This is a genomic window from Clostridium sp. BSD9I1 (assembly GCF_900185645.1).
Lineage (GTDB): Bacteria > Bacillota > Clostridia > Clostridiales > Clostridiaceae > Clostridium_AK.
Genome location: NZ_FYAM01000023.1, coordinates 814,958 through 830,514 on the forward strand (window position 1 = coordinate 814,958; position 15,557 = coordinate 830,514).

Here is a 15,557-nt window from a genome sequence, read left to right on the forward strand (position 1 = left end):
CACGTGGCAAGTGGCAAGTTGAACATCACTTGCCACTTGCCATGTGGGTGGCACTTTCTTGTCCATCAAAGATATATCCAATTGATCTAACTGATTTTATAAACTTGGGATTTTTTGCATCCTCTTCAATCTTTTTTCTAAGCCTTTTTGTATAAGTTGTAACAGTATTCTCATCATACATATCACTTTTCCAAACGTTATTTAATATCTGCTTTCTTGTAAGGACTTTTCCATCATTTTCAACAAAGTACATTAAAAGATTATATTCTGTTGCAGTTAAGTTAACTTCTGAATCTCCCTTTAAGACTTTATGAGAATCCTTAAAAATTTTTATTTCATCAAACTCTATTACTTCGTTATCATTGTTACTTGATGCATTTCCATATTGTTTATAACGCCTTATATGTGCTTTAACCCTAGCAATTAGTTCTACTGGATCAAAGGGCTTTGTTATGTAATCATCTGCCCCTATTCCAAGCCCTAGTACCATATCATATTGAGATGAATTTGCTGTTAAAAAAACTATTGGCACATTGGTTCTTTCCCTAAAAATCTTGCAAAGCTCAATACCACTTAATTTATTCATATTTATATCAAGTAAAATGAGGCTTATAGAATTGTCCAGCTTATTTATTGCAGTTTCGCCACTATATGCAGTTACCGCTTCTAAACCATATAACTTCATGAACTCTGAAATCATATTAACAATGGATTTATCATCATCAACAACTAGTACTTTATCCACAATATCGCCCCTTTTGACATAATTTGATATTTTATATCTTACCATAGTAAAAGTAATTATTCTATAATGTATCCTAAATATAATGACAATTTGGTGACAAATAAAAATCAAAATAGTGTGAATTGTTAAAATAAACATTCTTCTTATATATAATAAAGTAAAGGTTAACAAAATATAAGGAGGAGATATTAATGGATAATTTAAATCGAGAGACAGTTAAAGACTTAAATACAACTGCTGCCTTAGCTAAGTTTATCGGATACAGCTTAATAGGTATTTTTATGTTCTTCGTCCCATTAAAAATGTGGGGCCAATCCTCTATTCCAATAGATCATATTGTGACGGGACTAAAAAAACTCATGGGCCCTTTAACTTCTGTTTATGCTTTAATTATTATTATTGCAGGTGCTGCACGTCCATTTATTAAAAAAACTTGGAATAAAGATGCCGTAACCACTATATTTTCAATTTTAAAAATCGGCGGTGTAGTAGTTGGATTCATGGCATATTTTAAAATTGGACCAAGCTGGATGTTTGACCCTGATATGGTTCCATTTCTTTTCGATAAGCTTGTTATTCCAGTGGGAATGATAGTTCCAATAGGAGGAGCATTTCTTGCCTTTCTAGTTGGATATGGATTTTTAGAATTTGCTGGAGTATTTATGAGACCTATTATGAAGCCTATCTTTAAAACTCAAGGAAGATCGGCAATTGATGCTGTTGCATCCTTTGTAGGAAGTTACTCTTTAGCATTACTTATAACAAATAGAGTTTTTAAAGAAGGTAAATATACAATAAAAGAAGCATGTATCATTGCAACAGGTTTCTCAACGGTATCTGCTACATTTATGATAATAGTTGCAAAGACTCTTGGAATCATGAATATATGGAATACATACTTCTGGGTAACCTTTGTAGTCACTTTTGCAGTGACTGCCATAACAGTAAGAATTAGACCTCTTAGCAGAAAAAGTGATTCTTACATCACTGAAGTTGGAGATCCTGAACCAGAAATCAACAGCAACTATTTTCAAAGTGCATTAAATGAAGGCTTAAAGGTTGCAGCAGCTTCACCTAATATAGGAAAATGTGTATGGGATAATTTTAAAGACAGTCTTGTAATGGCAATGGGAATACTTCCATCAATCTTATCCGTAGGTCTTATAGGACTTATGCTTGCTGAGTTTACTCCTGTATTCGATGTTCTTGGATATATATTCTATCCATTTGTAAAACTTCTTCAAATACCAGAAGCAATGCTTACATCTAAGGCAGCAGCTCTTGGAATTGCTGAAATGTTCCTGCCAGCACTTTTAGTTAAAGATGCTCCTATGGTTACTAAATTTATAATAGGTGTAACATCAATTTCTTCAATACTATTTTTCTCAGCTTCAATACCATGTATTTTGTCCACAGAAATTCCACTTAAACTTTCTGATATTGTAATTGTATGGTTTGAAAGAACTCTTCTCACTATAGTACTAGTAACTCCTATAGCATTCATGCTTTTTTAAAACAATTTATTAAATATTTTTACAATTTATGATAGAATTAAAGTGTCTTTATTGCGTATTCTGCAATGTAGGCACTTTAATTTTGCTTTATGGGGGTTTTTATGAAATTAAGAACAAGAATTACATTAATTATATGTACTATGATTGTTATTTTAATGGTTTCCCTTGGGACAATCCTATATCTTAAATCTGTATCCATAATTAATAAAGACTCTGAAACTCTCATGGTTTCCCAGCTTGACAGAGTTCAAGAAAATATTGATTTACTTGTTAATATGAACAAGCTTGAAACAAATGAGCTTGCCCTTGATAAAAAGGTGGAAGCATTTTTATCTGGTAATGTAGGCCTATCTGACATAAATAAATATTTATTAAATTTAATGAATAAGAAAAATAAAACCTATGATTATTATATGGATTTTTTTATTTTAGATAAGAGTGGCCATATTATTGCTTCCTGTATCCCCTCTGCTATTAATATAGATTTATCTAGCAGAGATTATTTCATCCAAAGCTCAAGGACAAACTCTGTGGTTACAAGTGATATTTTAGTTGGTAAGGTAAATGGTCAGCTTATTGTAAATACGGCATCTCCAATATTAAATTTAAAGGGTGAAGTTCTTGGCTATGCAGGAACATCTATTTATGCTGAATATTTTTCAAAGCTTGCAGAAAACCTTACCTTAGACAAAAACGGATATTACGCTATTATTGATTCTAATGATTTAGTTTTATCTCACCCAAACAAAGATTTGATAGGAAAAGAATTCCCTTTTAATATCAATCATAAAAGTTTTGAAGGAAGCAGTGTAAATTTAATAAAACAAACAGTAAATGTTACTTCTAAAGAAAAAGAGTTTCAAATATTTAAGCTCATGAAAAATACAAATTGGATTTTGGTCGCCTCTCTACCTGTAAAGGATATGTATCATAAGTCAAAGTCATTCTTATACAGCGTTATTATAATAAGTATTATTGCTCTAATATTTTCAATATTTATTGGCGTATATGTAACCAATAAAATATCAGCTCCTATTGTTGCTACCACTGAATATCTTAATATTATTTCAAAGAGTAATTCAATTATAGGTAAATCTATATCAGAATCCATTGAAATACTAAAAAGCAGCTATAGAGAAGCCGATAAGTCTAACTCCTATGTAGAAATAAAAGATAATAATTATGATGAAATAGGACGATTTCAAAAATCCTTTAAAGATGCTAAGAAAATATTCTATATTTTACTTAAAAGATTTGAAAATGAAAGTGACCAGCTAATAAACTCATCAAAGCAGCTGGCGCTTACCATCGAAGATATCTCAAGTGGAACAGGAAAGTTTATTTCTACTCTGTCACATGAGTTAAAAAATTCAATAACTGTTATAAAGGGATATTCAATGGGACTTAAAGCTGGAATTACTAAAGATGAAGCTGTAAAGGCAAAATTTATTGATGAAATATATAATAGAACAGAAGAAATTGAAACAATTATATATGATGTTTTAGATTCTGCCTATGAGGCTAATAAGGATATAACGCTGCATAAGGAAAGGCTTGATTTAAAAAGTTTTGCTTTAGAACTTGCTGCTGATGCTAGAGAATATCTTAAAAATAAAGGGCTGACCTTACAGGATTATATGGATATTGATGATGCAATACTCAACATTGACAAAGTAAAAATCAAAAGAGTGTGGAATAACCTAGTGAGCAATGCTGTGAAATATTCTGAAGCTGGCTCAACAGTAATTATACGTATATCCAAACAATCTAGTATTGTAAAGTTTGAAGTTGAAGATGAAGGAATGGGTATAAGTGAAGATGATATGCAAAAAATTTATAATATGTTTTACAGAGGGACAAACGTAAAGCAAAAGGGCTATGGATTGGGGCTTTTTATCTCAAAGTCTATAGTAGAAGCTCATGGCGGGCAGCTTAATGCAAAATCTCAGCTTGGTAAGGGTAGTGTATTTTGCTTTTCTATTAATGTAGATGAAGATTCAAAATAATTATATGTTTATAAATATATGTAGAGAGGATAAATTTTCAGGTTTATCCTCTTTTAATTTGGTATATTTTACTACATAAGCTTAATTGATTTATAGTTTTTTATATTGAACCCTATTATCTGGATCATCTTCAGTGACTACCGCTTGAAACTTTCCATTTTGAACTTCTGCTTTAAATCTTTTTCCATCTGCTGTGTGTTCTTCAACAGGAAAGGCATCTTCAACTACATCTTTATATTCAAAAGGATGCCCAGTTGGAACTTTATTAAGCTTATCTATATCTACATGACTCTTTTGTGACATTAATATCACCCCTTATTATTAGATTTACTCCAATAATATTATGAGCACATTTTATATCGATTATTTATCTATATTTTTGCAAAACTTGCCACTTGCCATGTGGGTGGCACTTATTTGTTTTTAATAAAATTAATAAATGCATCCGCTTGTTTCTCTAGAAATGCTAAGCTTGTAGTCAATTCAAGTTTTCCATTCTCATTTACTTGCTGCATTGCATTGGGAATGGTAAGACGAGGCACATTCATGATATTCATATTTAAAAGGCTCAGCAAAGTAACTAAATGATCCTGAGCAATTCCTGTTCCAGACATTCCTGGAGTGATACCGCTGATTGCAGCTGGTTTTCTAGATAAAACCTGGCCTTCTGTTTTACTAACAGGTCGTGAAAGCCAATCAATTAGATTTTTCAATACGCCAGGAAAAAAATGATTATACTCTGGTGTAAAAAACCAAATCCCATCTGCCTTTTTTATTTTTTCTCTAATTTCCTTAACTTTTTCTGGTGCAGGATATTCCATATCCTGATTTAAAAGAGGCACCTCACTATAATCTATTATTTCTACGTTAGCCTTATCTTTTAGGTATTTTTTAACCTCCTCTGCAAGCTGAAGATTGAGAGAATCCTTTCTTAACGACCCAACAATTGCTACTATATTGATATTTTTCATTTGCTTCCTCCTTTCACCATCCACCATACTCTAATTTATTAATTAATATTAGTTATTTATGCCTATAATTATAGCATAATTTTACACTATCAGGGCCAGGAACTTGGGAATAATTTACTTATTCAACTTGCCACTTGCCATGTGGGTGGCACCAAAGTCTGTTTATTTTATAAATTCTATTTCCCAATTATAATATCCTGTTCTTTCATTTAGCACATATTTAAAATAAGCTGCAAAAGTTGTTCCCTTTTTACTTCTTAGATTTCTAAAGCCAACTTTGCCGTTTTTAAGCAGCAGTTCAACCATTACCCTTGAAACCTTCTTGCCAAAGGATTGAATATATTTATCATTCTTCCAAATTGTAAACTTACAACCATTTTTCCAATTAGTACATCCGAAGCTTTTTTCCCCTTCTACTATGTCATTTCCACAGGTAGGGCACTTGCCGATGCTCTCCATACCTTCAGGTAACTCAATCTTAAAAGTGCTTAGCACAGATGTATCATTTTTTATAGAATTTACTGCTGTTATAGTAAATTCCTTAATCATATTTAAAAAGTCTTCTTTTTTAAACTTACCCTTTTCTATATCAGATAATGTTTTTTCTAGTCTTCCCGTATACTCTAAATCCAATAGCTGTTTACATGGAAATATTTCAACTATGGTTTTTCCAAGATCTGTGCATGTAAGGCTTTTGCCCTTTGCTTTAATGTAACCCACATCTTTCAATTTTTTAATGGTCTCTGCTCTGGTGGCAGGAGTTCCAATTGAAAAGCCGCTCAAAATGGAGGTCATCATTTCTTCTGTATCTTCCTTATCCTGTTCATCTTCTTCATCTTTAAAATTCTTACCGCAGGTCTCCATAATCCTTAAAAGTGTCTTTTCAGTATGGAGCTTAGGGGGCTTTTTAGTAACAGCATTTACTTTACTATCTACTACATACACGATTTCCTTTTCTAATACCATTGGCAGAATAGTATCCTTGCTGTCCATTTTCTCAACAACACGCCATCCCAAAATCGTCTGTACCTTTCCCTTTGATACAAATACCCCCTTAACAGCAGCCTCATTTACCTTAGACACAAGTTTAGTTTCCTCATACTCAGCCACCGGTAAGAATTGCATTATAAATCTATTTTTAATTGCAGTGTATACAATAGCTTCATCACCGTTTAGTCCTGTTGGCTTCATGTAGGTTGGAACTATAGCACTATGGCTTTCCACCTTTGAATTATCAAATATTCTCTTATTATCAACAAATTTAATTTGATCTTCATATGCCAACCCTTTTTTTAATGTATCTAAAACTTTTTTAGTCTTATCTTTTAAACTTTCTTCTAGTGCAACACTGCCTGTTCTTGGATATGTAATAAATTTCTTTTCATAAAGGGATTGTGCAACCTTTAACACCTTGTCAGAGGTCCACCCCTTATACTTACTTGTAACATATCCTTGCAAATTTGATAAATTAAATAATAGCGGCGGGTAATCTTTTTTCTTATCTACTTGTTTTTCTATAATTTCTGCGTCTTTATCCTCTAAAAGCTTAACTATATTTTCTGGAGTTTCTTTATCATCAAATTTTTCATTGTCATTTTCATAATAAACTCCTTCAAATTCCTCATTATCTTTTGTTTTGAAATTTGCTACTAATTTATAATAAGTGGATGATTGAAAGGTTTCTATTTCCTTGTCTCTATCATAGATAATCTTTAATGTTGGCAGTAAAACCCTTCCTATGTTTAATGTCTTCTTGTCATTAAAGTTATATCTTAATGTTGCTACAGAAGTTAAATTTATTCCTATTATCCAATCGGCCCACTGCCTTCCAATACCTGCATCTTGAAGGGATTTCATTTGCTCGTTAGGCTTTAGACTCGAAATACCTTTTTTCACTTCTTCCGCAGTCCACTCGTTTAACAGCATTCTAAATACAGGCTTTTTCTCATTAAAATATAAGAATAATTCGTCTCCAATAACCTGTCCTTCTCTATCAAAATCTGTGGCAGAAATGATTCCATCCACATCGGGTCTATCTATTAAACTTTTTATTATATTAAGCTGCTTTTCGGCACCCTTATCCACAGAGTTTCTATTTACATTATCACATTTGACTTTATACTGAAATTTTTCTGGAATAAAGGGAAACCTTTCAAGTCTCCAAGCTCTCATATTTTCATCATAGTCTTTTGCATCAAATAACTGCAGCAAATGACCAAAAGCCCATGTAATAATGTAATCATTGCCTTCAAAATATCCATTCCCTCTTACCTTAACGCCAAGGGCATCAGCTATATTCTTTGCAACAGATGGTTTTTCTGCAATAATTATTTTTTTCAATAAATACATCTCCTATTTCATTTAATTCATGCTTAATTACTAGAGTACTAATTATATTATATACTACATTATCGTACAACTATTTATTAAGTTGAAACAACCCCAGTGCCATAAAAACACCAGGGTAGAAAACTAGAAATACTTTTTACTCTATATATTTTATCATTATTTCTGCCTTATTCAAACTTGCCACTTGCCACGTGGGTGGCACTTTTATAAAAAAGCTGTTGATAAAATAATTTTATCAACAGCTATATTGAATATTCTTTACAAATCTATGTATTTATTATATAATTAAATTTCGCACACAATTATAACAAGTATATCATACTTTTCTAAATTACACTATTATTATATCACAAAGCTTTTAATAATGTCAATAAATTTTATAAAAAATTATAGGAGCGTGATGATTTGAATACTTTCAATGAAAATCAACATGAAGAATTAGAGTACCTTGAAAAAACTTTATCTTTAATCAAAGAAAATTTACAAGAGGAAAAAGAATTGTTAAATTCAAAACTAAGCAGCGTTATAGCTACTGGAAGAGAGATGTGGGAAGAAGTATCTCATTCATCAGAGAACTTTGATGAAGTACCTGAAAGGAATCACTTTCTTAATGAATCCAGAATCAAAGCTAGAGATTATATTAGTACAGAAAATCAAATAAAAAAACTAAATAAATTGCTTAACTCCCCTTACTTTGGAAGATTTGATTTTATTGAAGACGACTTTGATGATACTGAAAAAATTTATGTAGGGTTGTCCAGTCTAATAGACAATGAAACCAGTGATATTTTAGTATACGACTGGCGTGCACCAATTTCAAGCATATATTATCGCAGCGAATTAGGTAAATGCTTTTATAAATCTCCTGCTGGAATTGTGAGCGGTAATATCTTATTAAAGAGACAATATAAAATCAAAGATTCAAAACTAAAGTACTTTTTTGACAGCAGTATTAAGATAAATGATGAAATGCTCCAGGAAGTATTAAGTCAAAATGCTTCTGATAAAATGAAAACCATAGTTCAAACGATTCAAAAGGAACAAGATATTATCATAAGAGATACGGAAAATGAGCTTTTAATTGTTCAAGGTGCTGCAGGAAGCGGCAAGACCTCCATAGCTCTTCACAGAATTGCATTTTTACTTTATGAAGGATTAAGCTCTAAGCTAAATACAAATAACGTTATAATAGTTTCCCCTAATTCATTTTTTAGCAGTTATATCTCAGATGTACTCCCTGAGCTTGGAGAAGACAATGTGGAGCAAATAACCTTTGATAACATTATAGTAAATTCCTTTGATAAAAATTATGTATTAGAGACACGGGAAAAGCAAATGGAACTTTTATTGACTTTGCAAAGCTGTAGCAGTGATGATTTCAAAACAAAACTTAACAGCATTAAATTTAAGGGTTCTCCTGAATTTATAAAAATTCTTGATAATTTACTAATATATTTAGAAAGAAAGCTAATCCCTTTTAAGGATGTTTACTTCAACGGAAAAATAATCCAAACCGGCCAGCAGATAAAGAGTATTTTTTTAAATAATAAAATAAACATGCCAGCAGCAAAACGCCTTAAGAGAATAGAAAATATGATACTTGATAAAATTCACCCATTAAGAAAAGAAAGACTTGAAATGGTTGAAGAAGTTGTCGAAAGAGTAACTGAAGATCATATACTTGAAATTAAATCCTTTAGCAGACTTTTATGCATTAAAGAAGCCGCTAAACTTATGGAGTATATTCACACTTTCACAAAAATTGATCATTTAAACTTATATAAGCTATTATTTAAAGATAAGAATTTATTTCTAAGGCTTTCTAAAGGTATAACCCTGCCAGAAAACATAGATAAAATACTGAAATACACTAAAGGCAACTTAAATAATGAAGCTATATCCTATGAAGATGCTGCTGCAATTTTATATTTAAAACTAAGTATTCAGGGCAATGAAGAATTTGGTGAAATAAAGCAAGTTGTTATAGACGAAGCACAGGATTACTACCCAATACACTACTATTTATTTAATTTATTGTTTAAAAATGCACGATATACAGTACTTGGGGATTATAATCAAACTCTTGAGAAATACGGAAATAAAACTATATATGATTGCATAGCGCAAATACTTAAAAAGAAAAAAACTGTAAAACTTAGCTTAAATAAAAGTTATAGGTCTTCCTTTGAAATCAATACCTTTAACCAAAGACTTTTAAGTACCACCCAGGAGGCAGTGTCCTTTCAAAGGCATGAAGCCGCTCCAGAAATTAAATTTGTAAAAGATACAAACGAATTAGATACCGCTATTTGTAAGGACGTTACTAAATACTTTGATTTAAACTATAAGTCCATTGCAGTTATATGTAAAAGCTCAAAGGAAGCTCTGGATGTAAAAAACAGATTAAGTAAATACATTGATGCAACCTTACTAGAAGATAATGATATGAAAAAGAACGACTCTGTATTAGTTGTTCCGTCATATTTAGCAAAGGGCTTAGAATTTGACGTTGTACTAGTATACGATGTTTCAAATAAAAATTATAAGAGCGATTTTGATAAAAGACTTCTTTATATAGCCTGCACAAGGGCTCTTCACGGATTAACTTTATATCATACAGGAGAAAAAAGTAATTTTATTAAGGATTAATCTAAAAACAAACAGCTCCCTATAGGTTTAGAGAGCTGTTTTTATTCATGCACTATTTTTTATTTTCCATTTTAGCCCAGGGAGTCTGCCTCCCAAAATTTGGTACCTTCTAAAAAATCATTTCTCCTGCTTTATACCCCTCAGGTAATTCTTCTTCACTTAAAAATTTAAAATTGTCATCACGTAGTATTGGTAAAAACGCTTCGTATGGAGTTCTAGTAAACTCTGAGGCATAATTACTAGCTCCAAACCACTTACCCTCTTTGCTACTCAAATTTAAATCTCTAGCAAATTTTGTATTGTTTGAGCAATCATGAACTGCTAAATCCCACTTTTCTTCATCAGCTATTTTCATGAATTTAAGAGTTAATTCCCTACTCCAAATCGGAGATATATATCCATGTCTGGAAATATACATGTTTTCACCATAATAATTATCTATGTTATTTTCATTTAAATGTAATTCTGCACAATTGATAAAATCCAGTTTCGTATCTAAAATCGCTTGTTTTTTCTTAAAAAAGGTTTCGAAAAACTCAGGAGTCATTGGAGTTTCAATACCTACATTTTTAATATATTTTTTTGCTATTCCAATGTTTTCAATAACTTTATCTGAACAATTGGAAGCACCCAGGTTAAAGCGTATCTCGTCAAGACCAGCTTCAGCTAATGCCTTCAATGTTTCTTCCGTTGCTAACATACCATTTGTATATAGATGTTGATGAATTTCAGCATCCCTAAATTTCTTTATTATTGAATAGTATTTTTCAATTTCCATGAATGGCTCTAAATAAACGTAGGAAATACCCGTTGGTTTCTTGTAGATGGAAAGAAGTAAATCAATATCCTTGTCATAGAATTTTGTACCTCCAATTTCCCACATACCTTCGCCAACTGGAGCAATATTATCTAGTTCTCCATAGTTATAGCAGAACTTACACTCTATGTTACATTTATTTGTTTTTCTAATTGCACTTAAACCAGTTCCCATCAAACAAGAACAACATCCCTTAGGGAATTTGCTTTCATTTCCCACAAAAAGAGTTCTGTTCCCCAAAGTTTTCAAACTTGTAATTTCCGACATTAACATATCATTTCTATGATCAATCGCTGCCTCAATTTGTGCAAAGGTAGCGTAAATGATTTCTTGTTGTTTTGTCATTGGTTCCTCATCCTCTGGCAACATTGCAAAGAATTCAAACCACATCAACGCATCTTTCTTTGAAATTTTCATAACATGTCCTCCTCTAATTAATCTTCCTGAAGACTCAATTCAAATCTTCCTCTGTGCTTTTCACATATTCTTCTTCAAAAGACATACGCGAACCTATTTAATTATATATCAATTGTATTGTTTTGTATGTAGATAAAGAGTTCAATTTTCAACATTATTCTTTAACACAATCCTAAATTTTAGCACATATGTATAACAATGTAAATAAAAACATGTCGACATTTGCTACATTGTTGACATGTTTGATCATATTGAGCACTAGGCACATATGCATCCGCAGTTAATATAAAAAGCTAAGGTCTATGTAATGTACATTAGGTAAATATTCTTTTATAATTTCGTATGCTAGATTAATCCAACTCCCACAAGTATTTAATATAATACCATCACTAGTCACTACATTATCCAAACTCTTCAAGATAAAATCTGCATTTGGCACAAGAATAACCTCCACATCAAAATCATACTTTGAAAGAATTTCTAATATCCTTGCTTTTAATCTTCCAGTGTTTGAAACTGGGGAATCTAAATAAAAGATTGCCTTTCCTATATTCACTTCCTTTAGCCTTTTACCAATAAGCTCAATAGCAGCATCTGTTTTATCAATTAGCTTATAAGTACCACGAAGACCAGCTAAATCCCTTATTGTACCGTCCATGCAATGAAGAATCGTAGATCCAGATAGGGCTACTTCTAGTGTAATAATTAAGTTTAATCCATCAATATGTATTGCAGCGTTTTCATAGCTCCCTTTCAACTGATGTTCTTTTCTTCTTTTAATATCTAAAGAAGAAGATAAAACCCTTTTTAAGGTTAATCTTTGTCTTGCAGAAAACAAAAAATGATTTCCTATAAAATCAATTACTTTATTAATTTCATATCCCCTGTCTAATAAAAAGCAAATATCCTGCTGGGCTTGTTTTAACAACTTTAAATTTTTATCATTAAACTCTATTTTATCCCTTTCAACATATCCTCGCTTTACTACTTGAGTCATAATATTCTCCTTTGTATAAGTTTTTTACTCTCTACATCAAAATCTATTTATATTATTCTTCAATAGGTAAATAAAATTATAGAATAGAACGCAATTCAATTTCCAATACTGCATATTGTAATTATTGGGGGAGATATATATGACTTTAAGAAACCTGTTTGAAAAGTTACTTCAGATATTACAGTTTATTGAAACGGAAGCAGATAAGCCTCTTAATAATGATAATTATGAAACAAAAATATATAATAAAGGATATAAAGAAGCTATGATTGCAGTTAGGGACTTTATCTGGAACATTTTTAATAGCGATGGTCCGTAAAATAATGCAAGGAATAGATATATTTATGAAAACGATGCAAAAATACCGTATAATTCACTTTTTGAATAATACGGTATTCTAGTAAAATATTCATCCTTAATATCAATATAATTAAAGTTATAATATTAGTAATTTACTTCCCATATTTCTGAGTTTTCTACAACGATTAGCGTCTCGCTTGTGAAATCTCCATTAGCTGGATCAATAGCTGATATTGACACTGTCTTAAGTTTCAATAAATCAACTCCTTTACTTGGCACTACTGTAATCAAACCATTCCTTGCTAAAACTGTACCACAGCTACATGTGAATCTTATGTTATTACTAAGGGACGAATCTGTTATATCATTGCCATATTGATCAATTACTTTAAATCTGGCATGCCCATTCCCTGGGGTCCCATCCTTACCCGGAGCATCTACAGCTAATGCAGTTGAAGTTATCTTGATTTTACTGATTTTTGTACTTCCACTTTCATCTTTTCCTCCAGGATCAAGGGGAGAATACTCCATTGTCCCAGCTATACCAGTTACATTATCTATTAGTGTAATAATAATTGGTTTATCAGCATCAGAAGATGACTTCAGTGTTATTGTACCTACTCCTGTCAATGGATTTAGAGTTATTGACGAACTTACAGATGCTACTACATCTATCTCTGATACTGGAATTGTTTTAGTAATATCTATACCATTTCTATCTAATACCTTGTATTGAAAATTGGCAGTATTAGCTCCAGTTTGGGTTAAATTAGTCGAAGAAAACAAAATTTTATCTACTATGGACGATGTATGCTTGCCAATAAGCTTATTAATAATTTCATCTGAAATTACTCCTGTGCCACCTAATATATTAATATTTGATATATTTGCAGCATTGCTATTAAAATAATCTTTTTGGGAACTTGAATCCTTCCCAACTAAAAGTAATGGATTAGAGTCTTTACCTGCCAGAATAGAACCACTTAGAGCATCAGGAAAATTCTCACCTGAGGCCACATATGTAGCGCTCAAATCTAAATCACTTTTAAATTTATCTATGATGTTAAAATTTATTTCATACTTGTCACTTCCTGTTATTAATTCTGTATTAGATAGTCCTTTAAGCACTTCGTTATCTAATGAAGTTCCTGAACCAATAACATAGGTTGTGGTCAATTTGTGACTGTTAATATAGTTCTTTACTACACTTGGAATTTTATTATGATTAACTAATATAATAGGCATATTCTTTTTTATAGCTATCGGTGATATCGATAAAGCATCGGGAAAGTTCTCCCCCGTAACCACTGCAATTTCATCAGTATCGCCCAGTTGTTCAGCTATCTTTATGCATGTTTCATACCTATCTTGACCAAATATTCTTGTTACTGCTAACCCAGAAGTAGTCAATTGTTTTTCAACCTTTGACGAAATACTTCCTGTTCCACCTATGATAATAATATTTTTGACTTTTAGTTTCTGAATTGCATCTAATGTTTCCTCAGGTATGGAATTAGTTTTAGATAAAAGTATTGGTGCATCATATTTTTTAGCCAATGGTGCAGCACTTATAGCATCAGGGAAGTTTTCTCCACTGGCTAGAACTGCATAGCTTGATTGAGTCCACCCACTTAATGCAATTACCCCAGAAGTAACATATCTATCAGCTCCTGAAAATCTATTAATTGTGTGCGTAGTATCCGCTGCAAAGGCTGTAATTGAGGAAAATGGCAGTAAAGCTAACACTGTAAAAATTAGTAAGAGTCTAAAAAACTTTTTAATCACAGTAACACCCCTTTCAAGTTATATTTTACCATATACTGAAGATTTGTGTTAATAGTTCTTCCCTACTCTACAGGCGCATCTTCATCCCCCCTTTGTGATATACTATTTAAATATAGAATTTAAAACTTAATTAAATTATTATAAAAGTTTAATGTAATTATTGCCTTAAAGGATGAAAGGAGAAAAAGATATGAAGATACTTGGAATTAACGGGAGTCCTAGGAAAAATTGGAACACAGATATTCTTATAAATAAGGCTTTAGAAGGAGCTGCATCCCAGGGAGCAGAAACAGAAATTATCCATCTATATGATTTAGAGTTTAAGGGATGTATAAGCTGCTTTGCTTGCAAAAGAATCAATGGTAAAGGCTATGGAAAATGTGCTGTAAAGGATGATTTAGCACTAGTTTTCGAAAAAATAGAAAAGGCAGATGCTCTTGTTTTAGGCTCTCCTATATACTTTGGCGAAGTAACTGGAGAAATGAGATCCTTCGTTGAAAGATTATTTTTTCAATACTTAGTATACGATAAGGAAAGAACTATTTTAACACCGAAAAAAATTTCTACAGCCTTTATTTACACTATGAATGTGCCAGAGGATTTTATAAAGGAAGTAGGATATGAAGAAAAATTTAAAAAGTATGAAGATTTATTTCAGCGCTTTTTTGGTTCTTCTGAGTCATTAATAGCTGCAGATACCCTCCAATTCAATGATTATTCCAAATACGTTTCAACAATGTTTAATGCAGAAGAAAAAGCTAAAAGCCGAAGTGAATTGTTCCCAATAGACTGCCAAAAGGCCTTTGATATGGGAGCTAAACTAATTAAAAGAACGTAGTACTTATGCTTGTTTAAGCAATTTTTTTAACTTGCCACTTGCCACGTGAGTGGCACTTTTCTTTTTTATCATAAAAAATAATAATCGAACATAAAAATATCTATGTAGTAATTAAGTAATTTTATTAATGTAGGTGCGCACTATGTATATCAAATCATCCTTCATTACT

At 31.6% G+C, this 15,557-nt stretch carries 12 protein-coding genes; 5 read left to right on the top strand and 7 right to left on the bottom strand.

Features of this window, described 5'->3' with window-relative positions:
* Positions 1 to 25: 25 nt before the first annotated feature.
* Positions 26 to 745: a response regulator transcription factor gene (locus BSD9I1_RS11565; RefSeq protein ID WP_186430437.1), complete on the bottom strand. Its 720-nt coding sequence runs from the start codon at positions 743 to 745 to the stop codon at positions 26 to 28.
* A gap of 191 nt (positions 746 to 936) precedes the next feature.
* Between BSD9I1_RS11565 and BSD9I1_RS11570 the strand changes: the two genes are divergently transcribed.
* On the top strand, positions 937 to 2,259 hold the full coding sequence (locus BSD9I1_RS11570) for a YjiH family protein (RefSeq protein WP_186430438.1): 1,323 nt from the start codon (positions 937 to 939) through the stop codon (positions 2,257 to 2,259).
* A 101-nt stretch (positions 2,260 to 2,360) separates the two neighbouring features.
* Positions 2,361 to 4,265 (top strand): sensor histidine kinase, encoded by a 1,905-nt coding sequence (locus tag BSD9I1_RS11575; RefSeq protein ID WP_186430439.1) that lies wholly within the window; start codon positions 2,361 to 2,363, stop codon positions 4,263 to 4,265.
* 90 nt (positions 4,266 to 4,355) lie between these two features.
* Here the strand turns inward: BSD9I1_RS11575 and BSD9I1_RS11580 are convergent, their stop codons facing one another.
* The 3 genes from BSD9I1_RS11580 to BSD9I1_RS11590 form a co-directional block, all read right to left on the bottom strand.
* Positions 4,356 to 4,568, bottom strand: a complete 213-nt coding sequence (locus BSD9I1_RS11580; protein ID WP_186430440.1) for a hypothetical protein — start codon at positions 4,566 to 4,568, stop codon at positions 4,356 to 4,358.
* Positions 4,569 to 4,678: 110 nt separating this feature from the next.
* Positions 4,679 to 5,236: an NADPH-dependent FMN reductase gene (locus BSD9I1_RS11585; protein ID WP_186430441.1), complete on the bottom strand. Its 558-nt coding sequence runs from the start codon at positions 5,234 to 5,236 to the stop codon at positions 4,679 to 4,681.
* Positions 5,237 to 5,398: 162 nt separating this feature from the next.
* Positions 5,399 to 7,576, bottom strand: a complete 2,178-nt coding sequence (locus tag BSD9I1_RS11590) for a type IA DNA topoisomerase (protein ID WP_186430442.1) — start codon at positions 7,574 to 7,576, stop codon at positions 5,399 to 5,401.
* A 414-nt stretch (positions 7,577 to 7,990) separates the two neighbouring features.
* Here BSD9I1_RS11590 and BSD9I1_RS11595 point away from each other — a divergent pair, with 414 nt between their 5' ends.
* The gene (locus tag BSD9I1_RS11595; protein ID WP_186430443.1) at positions 7,991 to 10,234 is read left to right on the top strand and encodes a UvrD-helicase domain-containing protein; all 2,244 of its coding nucleotides are present in this window, start codon (positions 7,991 to 7,993) and stop codon (positions 10,232 to 10,234) included.
* 109 nt (positions 10,235 to 10,343) lie between these two features.
* Here BSD9I1_RS11595 and BSD9I1_RS11600 read toward each other — a convergent pair whose 3' ends face one another.
* Both BSD9I1_RS11600 and BSD9I1_RS11605 read right to left on the bottom strand, forming a co-directional pair.
* Positions 10,344 to 11,468 (bottom strand): radical SAM protein, encoded by a 1,125-nt coding sequence (locus tag BSD9I1_RS11600; protein ID WP_186430444.1) that lies wholly within the window; start codon positions 11,466 to 11,468, stop codon positions 10,344 to 10,346.
* A 280-nt stretch (positions 11,469 to 11,748) separates the two neighbouring features.
* The gene (locus BSD9I1_RS11605; protein WP_186430445.1) at positions 11,749 to 12,465 is read right to left on the bottom strand and encodes a DUF434 domain-containing protein; all 717 of its coding nucleotides are present in this window, start codon (positions 12,463 to 12,465) and stop codon (positions 11,749 to 11,751) included.
* A gap of 139 nt (positions 12,466 to 12,604) precedes the next feature.
* Between BSD9I1_RS11605 and BSD9I1_RS11610 the strand changes: the two genes are divergently transcribed.
* Entirely contained in the window at positions 12,605 to 12,784 is a 180-nt protein-coding gene (locus BSD9I1_RS11610; RefSeq protein WP_186430446.1) for a hypothetical protein, read from the top strand.
* A gap of 125 nt (positions 12,785 to 12,909) precedes the next feature.
* Here BSD9I1_RS11610 and BSD9I1_RS11615 read toward each other — a convergent pair whose 3' ends face one another.
* The gene (locus BSD9I1_RS11615) at positions 12,910 to 14,550 is read right to left on the bottom strand and encodes a cell wall-binding repeat-containing protein (protein WP_186430447.1); all 1,641 of its coding nucleotides are present in this window, start codon (positions 14,548 to 14,550) and stop codon (positions 12,910 to 12,912) included.
* Between the two features lie 190 nt (positions 14,551 to 14,740).
* On the opposite strand from BSD9I1_RS11615, the gene BSD9I1_RS11620 reads away from it, so the two are divergent.
* Positions 14,741 to 15,388, top strand: a complete 648-nt coding sequence (locus BSD9I1_RS11620; RefSeq protein ID WP_186430448.1) for a flavodoxin family protein — start codon at positions 14,741 to 14,743, stop codon at positions 15,386 to 15,388.
* Positions 15,389 to 15,557: the final 169 nt, after the last annotated feature.